The organism is Nocardia sp. NPDC051900 (assembly GCF_044452545.1).
Classification (GTDB): Bacteria; Actinomycetota; Actinomycetes; order Mycobacteriales; family Mycobacteriaceae; genus Nocardia; species Nocardia sichangensis.
The window spans coordinates 164,055-177,993 of sequence record NZ_JBITBU010000001.1; the positions used below are offsets into that span (position 1 = coordinate 164,055).

A 13,939-nucleotide genomic window follows, 5' to 3' on the forward strand; every position below is an offset into this window, starting at 1 on the left:
CTCCATGAGTACTACCGGATCCATCGCGTTCATCCGCGCCAGCTGGCACAGTTCGATCGTCGAGAAGGCGTACGAGGGCTTCCGCGCCGAATACGCCGACCTCGGTTTCGATCCCGCCGGCATCGACGTCTACGAGGTGCCGGGCGCCTTCGAGATCCCGCTGCACGCAAAGCGCCTGGCGCATTCCGGCCGGTACGCCGCGATCGTCGCGTCCGCGCTGGTGGTGGACGGCGGCATCTACCGGCACGATTTCGTGGCCTCGGCGGTGATCGACGGGCTGATGCGGGTCCAGCTGGACACGGACGTGCCGGTGTTCTCGGTCGTGCTCACCCCGCACCACTTCCACGAGCACAGCGAGCACGTCACGTACTTCACCGAGCATTTCGTCACCAAGGGCGCCGAGGCGGCCCGCGCGCTGGCGGGCACGCTCAGCTCGCTGCGATCGCTGCCGGTGTAGCGACTACCGGAACTTGGCCAGGCAGGCGCTCTCACCGTCCAGGACGCCGGTGCGGAACGCTTCGAGCCGCTGGTAGCCGCTCGGCACTACCTTTCCGTTCACGTCGGCGGCCGCCGCGCCGTCGGCGAGCAGGCCGGAGACCGCTTCGTCCAGATCGCCCGCGGACAGGTGCGGGTCGCTGCCCGGCTCGCTCAACTTGGTGGTCACCACGCCGCTGAGGCACGCGGTGCGCAGGCCCGCCGTCTCCGCGCCGGTCAGCGACAGCTTGCGATCCTGTTGCACCGCGAGCACATAGCGCGAGACGAAGACGACGAACGCGTTGTAGTCGCCGTCCACGACCGCCGACAGCGGGTCGCCGTCGGTCATCGTTCCGCCGCGGCGGGCCAAGGCGGGCACGTCCGTGCCGATCCGGTTCGCGCTCGGGCAGTACGACACCGGCCGGGTGACGGCGCCGTCCGAGCAACCGCGGCCGACCCCGGAGTAGTCGAACTGCGGGGTCCGCGTGACCGGGAAGATCTTGGTCAGCGCCTGGCTCAGGCTGGTCAGGGCGGCGGCGTCCACCGGAAGTTGCGCCTGCTCCTCACCGGGCTCGAAGGTGGTGGGGAGATTGCCGCGGCGCTGGGCGATCTCCTTCCTGGTGATCTTCTTGCACCCGTCGGCGCCGTCGGTGTAACCGATTTGCACCGCCGTCACCCGCTCGAAGGCCGAGCCGTGCACGTTGTCCGGATCGTTCGGGTCCCGGTCGCGCACCGCCACCGTGGCGCCGAGCACGGCGTTGAGGCCGTCGGTGGTGTTGAGCGTGAAGTGCGCCGAATTCCCTTCGGCCACATGGCGCAGGAATACACCGCCGAGGCAGTCCGCCTGCTGTTCCTGCACGAGCGGCGGGGTCAGCAGGCCCGCGAGTCTGGCCTGCCCTTGGATGGCGTGCCCGTACTCATGGGCGAGCACCATCACCACCGCCATCTCGCCGTACTTCTGCACCAGTTTCGGCAGCAGGACACCCCGGTCCCAGCCGATGGTGTGGTCACCGCCGCAGTAGGCCGCGTTCACCACCTGGTAGGTGTCGGACTTGCAGAACTTGACCGACTGCGTTCTGGGCGCCTTGGCGTCCCAGGAGATGAACCTGGTCACCGGCTTGAACGTGCCGGGGAAGTGCGCGGGGTACTCCTTGGTCCAGAAGTCCTGCACGTCGGCGATGGTATTGAGGGCGAGCTTGTCGATGACGCCGCCATCACCGTTCTCCGCCGTGAGCGGCGCGTCCGGCACACCTTTGCGGGGACCGTTCGGGCCCGAAGCCGTCATCGACCCGGCCAGTTCCCAGGTGTCGGCGGGCGGCGAGACCTGCCGTGCGGCACGGTCGTTCGTGCCCTGCGCGCATCCGGCCGACACCAGCGCCACCACCGCGAGCACGGCCACACCGAATCGCCTGTACTTCCTCATCGAACTCGCCTCCCCGAGTACCGCGTCTCGGGCTCGCCGAGCGCTCACATCGTAATCGCCGCGAGCGCGCTGCGCGCATCACAGCGCCACGATCGTCTCCGGATCGCCAAGGCGCGCAGCACTTTCACGCCTGGTCAGGCGCGCAGCAGGTCGGGTGCGGTCGATGATGGGAGCGGCCTCAGAGCGACAATCGAAGATCACCAGAAGCCGGCCGGGGCGCATCGCGACTTGCCGGCGGCGAAGTTCGATGTGGCGGCCGTCGCGCGTGGTCTGTGCGCGCCCGACAGTGTGGGGTCACTGAAGGTGGATGTGGGAGAGCAGCGCTCGATGATCGGAGCCGGCGACCGAGAGGGTGCGTACCTCTTCGGCGGTGGCGGCGGCGAGCAGGATGTGGTCGATGCCGATCACCGGTCCCCACGCGCGGTCGGCGGGGAAGGTGGGCAGCAGGCCTGCGCCTGCCTGGTCGGCCGCCGAGGCGAAGCTTCCGCGTAGCAGGTCGCGGAAGGCGGCGTGGTCACGGGTCGCGTTGAAATCCGCGCCCACGATGGCCGGGCCCCGTTGCGCGTCGAGGATTTCCCTGGTCTTGCGCATCTCCGTCTGCCACGCGGGAAAATCGAACGGCGGCGGGACCGGATGGAACGCGAAGACGGTGATCGGTCCCCGTTCGGGGTGATCCATCGTCGCGGAGATGTTGTTGAGGATGTATCCGTCGTATTTCTTGGTGTCGCGCAGCGGATATCGGCTGTAGATGCCGGTGCCGCCACCGCCGTCGCGGGTGGGCTCGGTGTAGTGGTAGGGCAGTTCACCCAGCAGGCCCGCGCCCGCCAACCGCTCCAGCGCGGCGTCGGTCAGTTCGTCCACGGTCAGCACGTCGACCCGGTCGTCCCGCACCGCGCGCACAACGGCGGCCGGGTCGGCGCCGCCGAACAGCAGATTCGACTGCATGACGGTCAGCTTCGGACCGTCGGCTGCCCGGCCCTGCGGCACGAACGCGGGCACCAGCGTCCACAGCGTCGCCGCCGCCAGCACCCCGGCGACAGCGGCGCTGCGCCATCCGCGCGCGATCAGCAAGAGCACCAGGCCCACGATCGCGCCGATCATGAAGTACGACGCCCCCGATGCGAGCAACACCAGCACTCGCCGCTGCCACGCAGCGAAGTGCAGCGCTATCCCGACGGCGCCTGCGGCTACTGCGCACCACCCCACACCGAACAATGCCCGGTCCATCCATCTACGCATGCGGTCGAGCCTAGGCAATGCCGGTGAAGCCCTTGATCCGGTGCAGCTCGAGACCGGCACAGAGGAAACCCGGCCACTTCGATGCCTGGCGATGTCCCTCGCCCGGGCGACGCACCTCGCGACTTCGCTGTCGGAGAATCAGCCCAGGTGGGCCGACAGCAGCCAGGCCGGAACCGACTTGCGGCCGCCGGGCTCGTCGCGTATCCCTTCGAACCGGACAGGCGCGCCCTCGGGCAACTCCGCGGGCAAGTTGGCGTGAATTCGCGCCGGCCTGATCTCATCGATCGTCCAATACTTCGACACCACCTCCCGAAGCTCATCGGCGGTGACCGGCGATGGCCCCGGCTGGGGCACTTCGGGCAGGCCCGCCCGGTCGAACACGAGCGCGAAGTAGGACGCACCCGGCGCGGCGGCGCGGGCGATCGCCTGCTGGTAACCATCCCGCGACTCGACCGGGATCGAATGGAACAGCGTGCTGTCGACGATGGTGCCGAAGCGGCCGTCGTAGCCGGTGAAAGAAGTGATGTCGGCGACCTCGAACGAAGCGCTCGTCAGGCCGCGCCGGGTTGCCTCGGCACGGGCCAGCTCGACCGCGGTCGGCGACAGATCCAATCCCACGATGGTGTAACCCCGCTCGGCCAGATACAGCGAGATCGCCGCCTCCCCGCAGCCGACGTCGAGCACGTCACCGTGGAATTTCCCTTCGTCGATCAGGGCGGCGAGTTCGGGTTGGGGTTCGCCGATACTCCACGGTGCTTTGACACCCGGACCGAACGGGCCGCCGGTGCCCCTATAGATGGCATCGAAATCGAAATCCTCTGGCGTCGTCATAGCAAACGAATATCAGTGCATCTGCCCGATGTCGCGGACCCTCGCCCACGACGCGCTCGATCCGCTCGACGGGCGGGATGACACCGGGGCTGGGCGAGATCTCCCGCACCGCTCGACACGCCACTGATCGAGACCGGACCGTGGGCTGGGCGGCGGATCGTCGTCCATGACGAGGTCGGCCGGTCTACCCTTGGCCGAGAACTGATGGCGAGGTCACCGTCACGACCGCGAACGGGCTCGGCGACGAAGACCGGCTCGCCTTGCGCCGGTTCGTCGATCGCTTCCAGATCTTGACCGGCGCCGCGAACACCCCACCGCAGGACGACCTGGCGTGCGGGAGTCCGTGACCCGGCCCGCGCAGTGGAGATCACCGCGCGGGCCTGGTGGTGATCCCACACCGAGCAGCGCCTCGTCCGGCCGGTGGTCGACTTGGGCGCCGCATGGAGACCGCGCGCAGGAACGTGGATCGGCCGATTCGCTCCCTGCCGAGATATAGCGGCACATTCGGCCGGGCGAACGAGCCGATGGCCACGGAACCGGCGCGCGACGCACACCGGTTCGGCGGACCGCAACGTCAGTGGGCGTGCCGACTCATGGCCTCGGTCAGCGCGGCGGTGTCCGTGGTGAGCGATCCGCCGGTGAATTCGAGTGTGGCATGCGACCTTTCGGCCGCCGCCGGATGACCGGCGCCGCACGCGTCGGTGACGATGATCGGCAGATAACCCAGGTCCAGGCTGTGCCGAACCGTCGGCTCGATCCCCACCTCCATGGCGATGCCCGCCACGGCGTAGGTGTCGATGCCGCAGTCGCGCAGCGCGAAGTCCAGCGGGGTGGCCGCGAACGCCGACATGGTGATCTTGTCGAACACCACCTCGTCCGGACCCGGCGTCAACTCGGGCACCAAGTGGAATTGCGGCGAACCCTGCGGGAAGCTCGAACGCACGTCCGCCGGGTCGTCCACCCGCTGCCAGGACATCGCGGTGCGCAGCTGGGCGACGCCCGACGCCGCCACCGGCAAGGACATGTGCCGGGTGTAGAACACCCGGAAGCCCCCCGCCCGGGCGGCGTCGCGCAGCCGCACGCACGCGCGCACGATCTCCTCGCCGCCGGGAATCTGCCGCACGATGCCGACCTGCATGTCGTAGATGAGCAGCGCCATCCGCGCGGGATCGCAGGCCTCCTGCACGGTCTGCGGGATGCTCAGGCCGAAGGCGTGGCGCATGCTCACGCGGTCCGGTCGTAGGGCTCGGCGACGTCGACGGCGGGATCCATCAGCGCCTCCAGCGGCAACGGCGCCTGCACCGGGACGAACGTCCATTCCAGGTATCCGGCCTTGGTGAGCGGGAAGTCCGCGACGTACTTCCGCGCCTCCTCGACGCTGTCGACCTCGAATACGATCACCACGCCGGGCTCGTCGGCGCGGGCGTAGTTCTCGCGGACGATGCCCGCCTTCCACAGCCGCCACACGTTGGCGACCTCCTCGGGCAGGTACGGGTTGATCGTCTCCAGGGTGACGCCTGGCTTGAAGCGGTCGAAAACGATGACCTTCACGATGTTTCGCTCCATGATTGCGGTGGTCGATACCAACGGCATTCATGGAATCGCGATGATTACAGTGTTACAAGAACGCACTTTTCAGTGAGTACCCGGAGGACAGGTGCCCGACAAGCGCTACAACTGCGCCGTGGAGGTGACCGTCGACCTGATCGGCGGCAAGTGGAAGCCGGTGATCCTGGCCCACTTGAAGGAGGGTGTGCACCGCTACGGCGAGTTGCGCAGGCGGATGCCGACCACCAGCGAGAAGATGCTGGTCCAGCAGTTGCGCGAACTGGAGTCCGACGGCCTGGTCCGGCGCACCACCTTCGACACGGTGCCTCCGCAGGTCGAATACACCCTCACCGACGAGGGCCGCACCCTCGTCCCGGTCCTCACCGCGCTCTACGACTGGGGCGAACAGCGCGCGGCCCGCGCGGGTCTCACCGTCGGTCCTTGAGCCGGCCGCGGGCTCGATTTCGTCAGGCCGAAAGGGACGTGCGCGCGGACAGGAACCTCACGCGCCGAAGACTCGTTCGACGACCGCTTTGGCGCGCCGGGTGACGCGCATGTAGTGGTCGAGGAATTCGCTGCCGTCGTCGTTGGGCCACCCCGCGACGCGGGCGACGGCGGAAAGCAGCCGCCCCGGACCCGGTAGCTGATCGCTGGGTTTGCCGCGTACCAGGACCAAGGCGTTGCGGGCATTGGTGGCGGTCAGCCACGCGTCGCGCAGCAGCGCCACGTCCTGCGCGTCCAGCAGCTCGGTCCGCTCGATCACATCCAGCGCCTCGAGTGTGGAGGTGTTGTGCAAGCCGGGCACCTCGTGGGCGTGCCGCAGCTGCACCAGCTGAACCGTCCACTCGATGTCGGCCAGGCCCCCGCGCCCCAGTTTGGTGTGCGTGGCCGGATCGGCGCCGCGGGGCAGCCGCTCGGCGTCCACTCTGGCCTTGATCCGCCGGATCTCGCGCACCGCCTCGGCGGACACACCGCCCTCCGGGTACCGCACCTTGTCGATGACGTGCAGGAAACGCACCCCGAGTTCCTGGTCACCGGCCACTTGGTGCGCGCGCAGCAACGCCTGCACCTCCCAGGGTTGCGCCCACTGCTGGTAGTACGCCGCGTAGGCGGCCAACGTGCGCACCAGCGCGCCGTTGCGCCCCTCCGGACGCAGCCCGGCGTCCACGTGCAGCGGCGGGTCGGTGCTCGGCGCGCCGAGCAGCTGCTGCACCCGGTCGGCCACCCCGATCGCCCACTTCACCGCCTTGGTCTCGTCCTCGCCCGGCCGCGGGTCGCAGACGAACAGCACGTCCGCGTCCGAGCCGTACCCGAGCTCCATGCCACCGAGTCGGCCCATGCCGATCACCGCGATGTCGGCAGGCGCGGGCGCACCCCGCTCCGCTTCGCCCGCCCGGATCACCGCACGCAACGACGCCTCGAGCACCGCCACCCACACCGACGACAACGCCCGGCACACCTGCGGCACTTCGAGCATGCCCAGCAGATCGGCCGACGCCACCCGCGCGAGTTCGTGCCTGCGCAGCGAACGGGCCGCGGCGACGGCGCGTTTCGGGTCCTCGTAGCGCGCGGCGGCGGTGAGGATGCCGCGGGCCACCTCGTCGGGCTGCGGTCCGAGCAGCAGCGGGCCGCTCGGGCCGTCGGCGTACATCCGGATCGTCTCCGGCGCGTTGATCAGCAGATCGGGCAGGTACTCGGAGGAGCCGAGCACGATCATCAGCCGCTGGGCGATCGCCCCCTCGTCGCGCAGTTCGCGCAGGAACCAGATCTGGTCGGCGAGCCCCTCCGACACGCGGCGATAGGCCAGCAGGCCCGCGTCGGGATTCGGTGTCTCACCGAGCCATTCGAGCAGCGTCGGCAGCAGCAGGGCTTGGATGCGCCCTTTGCGCGACACGCCGCCGGTGAGGGCCTTCAGGTGGCCGAGGGCGTGTTCCGGCGCCGCGTAGCCGAGAGCAGCCAGCTGCCGGATTGCGGCTTCGGGGCTCAGGCGCAGCGCATCGGGTTCCAGCCGCACCACCGAATCCAGCAGCGGCCGGTAGAACAGCTTGGCGTGCAAGCGCCGCACGCGCACCGCGTTCCGGCGGATCTCGCTGCCCAGCACACCCACCGCGTCCTGCCTGCCGTCGGGCCGGATGTGCGCCGCGCGGGCCAGCCAGCGCATGCCCTCCTCGTCGTCGTCGGCCGGCAGGGTGTGGGTGCGACGCAACCGCTGAAGCTGGAGCCGGTGTTCCAGCAGCCGCAGGAACTCGTAGGAAGCCGTGAGATTGGCCGCGTCGTCGCGACCGACGTAGCCGCCCGCGGCCAGCGCGGTCAGCGCCTCCACGGTGCCCTGCACGTGCAGCGTCTCGTCCACCCGCCCGTGCACCAATTGCAGGAGCTGCACGGCGAATTCGACGTCCCGGAGGCTGCCGCGCCCCAACTTGAGTTCGCGTTCGCGCAGATCGGCGGGCACCAGATCCTCCACGCGGCGGCGCATCGCCTGCACGTCGGCGACGAAATCGGGACGCTCCGACGCCGACCACACCATCGGCATGAGCGCGGCTCGGTACTGCTCGCCGAGCGCGATGTCACCGGTCGCCGGACGATTCTTCAGCAGCGCCTGGAACTCCCAGGTGCGTGCCCAGCGCTTGTAGTAAGCGATGTGCGAATCCAGCGTCCGCACCAGCGCACCGGCCTTGCCCTCCGGCCGCAGCGCCGCATCTACCTCGAAGAACGCCTGGCTCGCCACGCTCATCATCTCCGCGGCCAGACGCGTGGCGGTGGCGTCGGCGGGCTCGGCGACGAACACCACGTCGACGTCGCTGACATAGTTCAATTCGCGCGCGCCGCACTTGCCCATCGCGATCACGCCCAGCCGCACCGGCACCGGCTCGTCCTTGCAGACCCGCGCCACCGCCACCGCCAGCGCCGCGGTCAGGGCGGCGTCGGCCAGGTCGGTGAGCTGCCTGCCGACCACCTGGTAGGGCAGCACGGGCTCGTTCTCCACCGTGGCCGCCAGATCCAGCGCGGCCAGCAGCATCAAGTGATCGCGGTACCGCTTGCGCAGCGACGCCGCCACTTCGGGCCCCGAGATCGCGGCGCGGAACAGCATCGGGGTCGCGTTCGGCCCCTCCTCCGGTGCCGCGTCGACCACGGCGAGCAGATCGGCGATCAGCTCGTCGCGTCCAGGTAACTCCTTGCGGCGCAAGCCTTCCCACGACTCCGGCGCCGCGACGAGATGATCGCCGAACGCGCTGGAGGAACCGAGCAGCGCGAACAGCCTGCCCCGCAGCGACGTATCCGTACGGATCGCCGAATCGATCGCGTGCCAACCGTCCCCGATGCTCTCGCGCAGTCGCATGAGCGTGCTCAACGCGAGGTCGGCGTCCGGCGCGCGGGACAGCGACCACAGCACGGGGATGCTCTCGACGTTGTCCCAGCCCAATTCGCGCAGCGACGCGGCGGCGGATGGCTCGAGCAATCCGAGCCGACCGACACCGGGGACAGCGGAGCGCGCAGAGGGGGGCCGGACCATGGTTCTCAAATTACCTGGCCGCGATCGGGGGCACGCCGCCCCCGGGGCATCGCTCGGATTACAACCCCAGGTATTCCTTGAGCTCGAACGGCGTGACCTGGCTGCGGTAGTCCGCCCACTCCCGGCGCTTGTTGCGCAGGAAGAAGTCGAACACGTGCTCGCCCAGGGTCTCGGCGACCAACTCGGAGCGCTCCATCGCTTGCAGCGCCTCGTCCAGCGTGCCGGGCAGCTCGCGGAAGCCCATCGCGCGCCGCTCGGCGACGGTCAGCGACCACACGTCGTCCTCGGCCTCCGGCGGCAGCGTGTAGCCCTTCTCGATACCACGCAGACCGGCCGCGAGCAGCACGGCGAAGGCCAGGTAGGGGTTGCACGCGGAATCGGGGCTGCGGATCTCGACGCGCCGCGAGGAGGCCTTGTTCGGTGTGTACATCGGCACACGGACCAGGGCGGAGCGGTTGGACCGGCCCCACGAGGCCGCCGTGGGCGCCTCGCCGCCGTGGATGAGGCGCTTGTAGGAGTTGACCCACTGGTTGGTGACCGCGCTGATCTCCGGGGCGTGCTCGAGGATGCCCGCGATGAACGCGCGCGCTGTCTCCGACAGGTTGATCGGGTCGTCGGGGTCGTGGAAGGCGTTGGTCTCGCCCTCGAACAGGCTCATGTGCGTGTGCATCGCCGAGCCCGGGTACTGGGCGAACGGCTTGGGCATGAAGGTCGCGCGCACGCCCTCGTCGATGGCGACTTCCTTGATCAGGTAGCGGAAGGTCATCACGTTGTCTGCCATGGACAACGCGTCGGCGTAGCGCAGGTCGATCTCCTGCTGACCCGGAGCGCCCTCGTGGTGGCTGAACTCCACGGAGATGCCCATGGACTCCAGCGCGTCGATGGCGTGGCGGCGGAAGTTCGGCGCCGAATCGTGCACGGCCTGGTCGAAGAAGCCGCCGGTGTCGGCGGGGACCGGGACGCCGTCACGCGTGCCGTTCTCCAGCAGGAAGAACTCGATCTCGGGGTGCACGTAGCAGCTGAAGCCGACGTCGCCCGCCTTGTTCAGCTGACGGCGCAGCACGTGGCGCGGGTCGGCCCAGGACGGCGAGCCGTCCGGCATGGTGATGTCGCAGAACATGCGCGCGGAGTGCTGATGGCCCTTGCTCGTGGCCCACGGCAGCACCTGGAAGGTCGACGGATCCGGCCGGGCGACCATGTCGGCCTCCGAGACGCGGGCGAAGCCCTCGATGGCCGAGCCGTCGAAACCGATACCCTCTTCGAACGCGCCCTCCAGCTCGGCGGGCGCGATCGCGACGGACTTCAGGTAACCCAAGACGTCGGTGAACCAGAGACGTACGAAGCGGATGTCCCGCTCTTCGAGCGTCCGCAGCACGAATTCCTTCTGGCGATCCATGTCCGCGAGCGTAAGCATCCGGCGTTAAATCTGTGTTACATACACGCTTAAGATTGCTGACCTGGTTTTTTCGGAAGACTCCGCACAGTCGGATCGTCCGGTTTGTGAGATTCTTCCGGACCGGGCAGCATCGCGTGACCGATCAGCAACCGCGCGCGCCCGGCTCAGCAGGTGAGGCCGGAGGCGGGCTCGGTCAGGTCGACCAGATAGGCGATCACCGCGTCGTCGACGCAGGGGACGCCGCCCGCCAGCGCCACCGTGTGCCGGTTGCCCTGATAGGTGATCAGCGCGGCGCCCAACTGGTCGGCCAGGTCGACTCCGGCCTGGTACGGCGTCGCCGGGTCCTCGGTGGTCGACACCACCACCGTCTTCGGCAGACCGGTCACCGAGATGCGATGCGGTTCACTCGTGTTCGGCACCGGCCAGGCGGTGCACAGCTCCAGCGGCGCCGCGCCGGTGCCGCGCCCGTCGTCCAGGAACGGGGCCGCTTTCCGGTATTCGGCGTCCTGGCGTCCGGCGACCCCGCGATCGGTGATGCGCGGATCGTCCACGCAGCGGATCGCGTTGAACGCGTCGCTGGTGTTGGCGTAAGTGCCGTCGTCGCGACGTCCGTCGTACAGGTCGGCCAGGGCCAGCAGCGTATCGCCGCGCCCGTCGCGCAGCTCGGACAGCCCGAGCGTGAGCACCTTCCACAATTCGTCGGTGTAGAGCGCCTGGCGCACGCCGGTGAGCGCGTCGCCGTAGGTCAGACCCCGCGGATCGGTGGTCGGCGCCGGCTTGTCCCACAGCGGGTTCACCAACGCGCGGAACCGCGGCACCGCCTGCGCCGGGTCGGCGCCAAGCGGGCAGTCGGGCTGCCGCGCGCAGTCGGCGGCGTAGGCGTCGAACACCTTCTGGAAGCCCGCCGCCTGGCGCAGCGACTCCTGCACCGGATCCTGCGAGGAGTCGATGGCGCCGTCCAGCACCATGGCGCGCACGTGGTCGGGGAACCGCTCCGCGTACGCCGAACCGATCTTGGTGCCGTAGGAGTAGCCGACGTAGGTCAGCTTCGCGTCGCCGAGCGCGGCGCGCATGATGTCGAGGTCCTGCACGACCTCGCGGGTGCCGACGTGGGCGAGGAACTCCTTCCCGGTCCGATCGGCGCAGCGGCCCGCGTACCGGCGGTTGTCGGCCTCGGCGTCGGCGATGCCCGCCGGGGTGTAGTCGTCCTCCGGCTCGGCGCGCTCGGAGTCTTGCTCCTGGGGTGTCTGGCAGACGATCGAGGGGGTGGAAGAACCGACGCCGCGCGGGTCGAAGCCGATCCGGTCGAAGCGCTCGGCCAATTCCGTCTTGTTGCCGAGCGACGACAGGCCGAGACCTGACTCCCCCGGGCCACCCGGGTTCATCACCAGCGAACCGACCCGCCGCCCGGTCGCCCGCGTCCGGGAGATCGCGATCTGGGCGGTCGGCCCGTCGGGTGCCGCGTAGTCCACCGGCACGGTGATCCGGGCGCACTCGGTGCTCGGCGGCAGCCGGTCGTCCGGCCCGCCGAATCCGGTGCAGTCACCCCACTGCACCGCCTGGCCGTAGAACTTCTCCAGCCCGGTGGGCGGCGTGGGCGCAGGCTGCCCCGTTTCGGTGCGGGTGACGGCGCACCCCGCAACCAGCACAGCCAGCGACGCCAGCACCGCCACCGGGAGTGCACCGCGCCCATTCCGCACCATCGACATGCTGTCGATACTGCCATCGGGCGAACGCGGTGGCCGCCCCGGGCAAACCCCGTGCCGCGCTGTGACCAATCGCACCGGTCATCGGCCTTAATCCGCCTCGGTGGCGGGTGGCACACTGAAATCGTCAGACACTCCCGGGGACCCGGACGGGCCCCGAGGCGACACAGACGAAAGGGACGATGATGTCCGTATCCGACTCGGAAACCCCTGCCTACGGTGCGGCGCCCGCCGAGCCCAAGAAGATGCGCAAGACCCGGGTGCACCACCTGCAGCAGATGAAAGCCGACGGTGAACGCTGGGCGATGCTGACCGCCTACGACTATTCCTCGGCGCGGCTGTTCGAAGAAGCGGGCATTCCCGTGCTGCTGGTCGGCGATTCCGCGGCCAACGTGGTGTACGGCTACGACACCACCGTGCCGATCACTGTCGACGAGCTCATCCCGCTGGTGCGCGGGGTGGTGCGCGGCGCGCCGCACGCGCTGGTCGTGGCCGACCTGCCGTTCGGCACCTACGAGTCCTCCCCGCAGCAGGCGCTGGCGACGGCGACCCGGTTCATGAAGGAGGGCGGGGCGCACGCGGTGAAGCTGGAAGGCGGCGAGCGGGTCGCCGAGCAGATCGCGCTGATCACCGCGGCGGGCATCCCGGTCATGGCGCACATCGGCTTCACCCCGCAGAGCGTGAACACCCTCGGCGGATTCCGCGTGCAGGGTCGTGGCGACGGCGCCGAGCAACTGATCGCCGACGCCATCGCCGTTCAGGAGGCGGGCGCGTTCTCCGTGGTGATGGAGATGGTCCCGGCCGAACTGGCGGGGCAGGTCACCCGCAAGCTGACCATTCCGACCGTCGGCATCGGCGCGGGCGCCGACACCGACGCGCAGGTGCTGGTCTGGCAGGACATGGCAGGCTACACCAGCGGCAAGACCGCGAAGTTCGTCAAGCGCTTCGGCAACGTCGGCGACGAATTGCGTGCCGCCGCCGCTGCCTACGCCGACGAAGTGCGCCGGGGCACCTTCCCCGCGGCGGAGCACAGTTTCTGAAATCGCCACCTCCCTTGATATACTTACGTATATCCGTATATCAAGGGAGGTTCGGAGCATGACGCGGACCATAGTCGATCTCGACGACGGCGCACTGGCACTCGCTCAGCAGCAGCTGGGCACACGCACCAAACGTGACACGATCAATCGGGCTTTGGCCATCGCGGCGGGCCTGACCGCGGACGATCGCGCCCGCAGTTTGGCCTGGCTGCAGGCTAATGCCGAGGACGTTTTGGACTTCGACGTTCTGGCAGGCGAGGAGCATCCCCAGCGGTGACCTACCTCGCCGATACCTCGGCCGTGTGGCGACTGCTCCGCGGCCAGGTCGATGATCCATGGCCCCGCCAGGTGGCGCAAGGACTCGTCGCGATCTGTCCGCCGGTCGAAGCCGAGCTCATGGTTTCCGTTCGATCGGGCAAGGACTTCGAACCGTTTTTCGCTGTTCTCGGACGCACGTTCGGCTGGTACCCCGCGCTCGACGATCCCTGGCGCCACGTGTTGGCGGTGCAGCGTGATCTGGTCCGCATCGGCCATCATCGCGGGCCGTCGCCGATGGACATCGTCATCGCGCTCACCGCGCTCGAGCACCGCCTGACGCTCATTCACGCGGACGCGGACTTCGACTCGATCGCGAAGGTACGACCGGAACTTCCGATGATTCGCGTCGACCGATAGAACTCGGGAAGTGCGGCAGGTAGAGCGACGCCACTCGATCACCCTGCGGCGGTGGCGAACCGAGTCCGGCCGACGCCCTGTCTCCGGGCAGCG

Annotated in this window: 13 protein-coding genes; 5 read left to right on the plus strand and 8 right to left on the minus strand. The window is 69.1% G+C overall.

Features of this window, described 5'->3' with window-relative positions; all coding sequences use genetic code 11:
- Positions 1-4: 4 nt before the first annotated feature.
- Entirely contained in the window at positions 5-457 is a 453-nt protein-coding gene (locus ACIA5H_RS00740) for a 6,7-dimethyl-8-ribityllumazine synthase (protein WP_355072822.1), read from the plus strand.
- 3 nt (positions 458-460) lie between these two features.
- Here ACIA5H_RS00740 and ACIA5H_RS00745 read toward each other — a convergent pair whose 3' ends face one another.
- From ACIA5H_RS00745 to ACIA5H_RS00765, 5 genes are all read right to left on the minus strand, one after another.
- Positions 461-1,897, minus strand: a complete 1,437-nt coding sequence (locus ACIA5H_RS00745; protein ID WP_397072927.1) for a metallopeptidase — start codon at positions 1,895-1,897, stop codon at positions 461-463.
- A gap of 294 nt (positions 1,898-2,191) precedes the next feature.
- A complete protein-coding gene (locus ACIA5H_RS00750; RefSeq protein ID WP_397072929.1) occupies positions 2,192-3,136 on the minus strand; it encodes an endonuclease/exonuclease/phosphatase family protein in 945 nt (314 codons plus the stop codon).
- A 138-nt stretch (positions 3,137-3,274) separates the two neighbouring features.
- The gene (locus ACIA5H_RS00755) at positions 3,275-3,967 is read right to left on the minus strand and encodes a class I SAM-dependent methyltransferase (RefSeq protein ID WP_397072931.1); all 693 of its coding nucleotides are present in this window, start codon (positions 3,965-3,967) and stop codon (positions 3,275-3,277) included.
- A gap of 574 nt (positions 3,968-4,541) precedes the next feature.
- On the minus strand, positions 4,542-5,189 hold the full coding sequence (locus ACIA5H_RS00760) for a cysteine hydrolase (protein WP_355072994.1): 648 nt from the start codon (positions 5,187-5,189) through the stop codon (positions 4,542-4,544).
- Positions 5,190-5,191: 2 nt separating this feature from the next.
- Positions 5,192-5,518 (minus strand): hypothetical protein, encoded by a 327-nt coding sequence (locus tag ACIA5H_RS00765; RefSeq protein ID WP_040865768.1) that lies wholly within the window; start codon positions 5,516-5,518, stop codon positions 5,192-5,194.
- Positions 5,519-5,624: 106 nt separating this feature from the next.
- Between ACIA5H_RS00765 and ACIA5H_RS00770 the strand changes: the two genes are divergently transcribed.
- Positions 5,625-5,960, plus strand: coding sequence for a helix-turn-helix domain-containing protein (locus ACIA5H_RS00770; RefSeq protein ID WP_355072814.1), 336 nt, complete (start codon positions 5,625-5,627; stop codon positions 5,958-5,960).
- A gap of 57 nt (positions 5,961-6,017) precedes the next feature.
- On the opposite strand, the gene ACIA5H_RS00775 is transcribed toward ACIA5H_RS00770, so the two are convergent.
- From ACIA5H_RS00775 to ACIA5H_RS00785, 3 genes are all read right to left on the minus strand, one after another.
- The gene (locus ACIA5H_RS00775; RefSeq protein ID WP_397072934.1) at positions 6,018-9,029 is read right to left on the minus strand and encodes a bifunctional [glutamine synthetase] adenylyltransferase/[glutamine synthetase]-adenylyl-L-tyrosine phosphorylase; all 3,012 of its coding nucleotides are present in this window, start codon (positions 9,027-9,029) and stop codon (positions 6,018-6,020) included.
- A 58-nt stretch (positions 9,030-9,087) separates the two neighbouring features.
- Positions 9,088-10,425, minus strand: a complete 1,338-nt coding sequence (gene glnA, locus ACIA5H_RS00780) for a type I glutamate--ammonia ligase (protein ID WP_379253000.1) — start codon at positions 10,423-10,425, stop codon at positions 9,088-9,090.
- Between the two features lie 164 nt (positions 10,426-10,589).
- Positions 10,590-12,128 carry an alpha/beta hydrolase gene (locus ACIA5H_RS00785; RefSeq protein WP_379253115.1) on the minus strand — a complete coding sequence of 513 codons (1,539 nt, stop codon included), beginning with the start codon at positions 12,126-12,128 and terminating at the stop codon, positions 10,590-10,592.
- A 188-nt stretch (positions 12,129-12,316) separates the two neighbouring features.
- Here ACIA5H_RS00785 and panB point away from each other — a divergent pair, with 188 nt between their 5' ends.
- Genes panB through ACIA5H_RS00800 form a run of 3 tightly spaced genes read left to right on the plus strand, consistent with a single transcriptional unit; the run spans position 12,317 to position 13,846 of the window.
- On the plus strand, positions 12,317-13,171 hold the full coding sequence (gene panB, locus ACIA5H_RS00790) for a 3-methyl-2-oxobutanoate hydroxymethyltransferase (RefSeq protein WP_379252999.1): 855 nt from the start codon (positions 12,317-12,319) through the stop codon (positions 13,169-13,171).
- Between the two features lie 58 nt (positions 13,172-13,229).
- Positions 13,230-13,448 carry a DUF2191 domain-containing protein gene (locus tag ACIA5H_RS00795; protein WP_355072809.1) on the plus strand — a complete coding sequence of 73 codons (219 nt, stop codon included), beginning with the start codon at positions 13,230-13,232 and terminating at the stop codon, positions 13,446-13,448.
- Positions 13,445-13,846 (plus strand): PIN domain nuclease, encoded by a 402-nt coding sequence (locus ACIA5H_RS00800; protein WP_355072807.1) that lies wholly within the window; start codon positions 13,445-13,447, stop codon positions 13,844-13,846. The genes ACIA5H_RS00795 and ACIA5H_RS00800 overlap by 4 nt, the downstream gene beginning before the upstream one ends.
- Positions 13,847-13,939 lie beyond the last annotated feature (93 nt).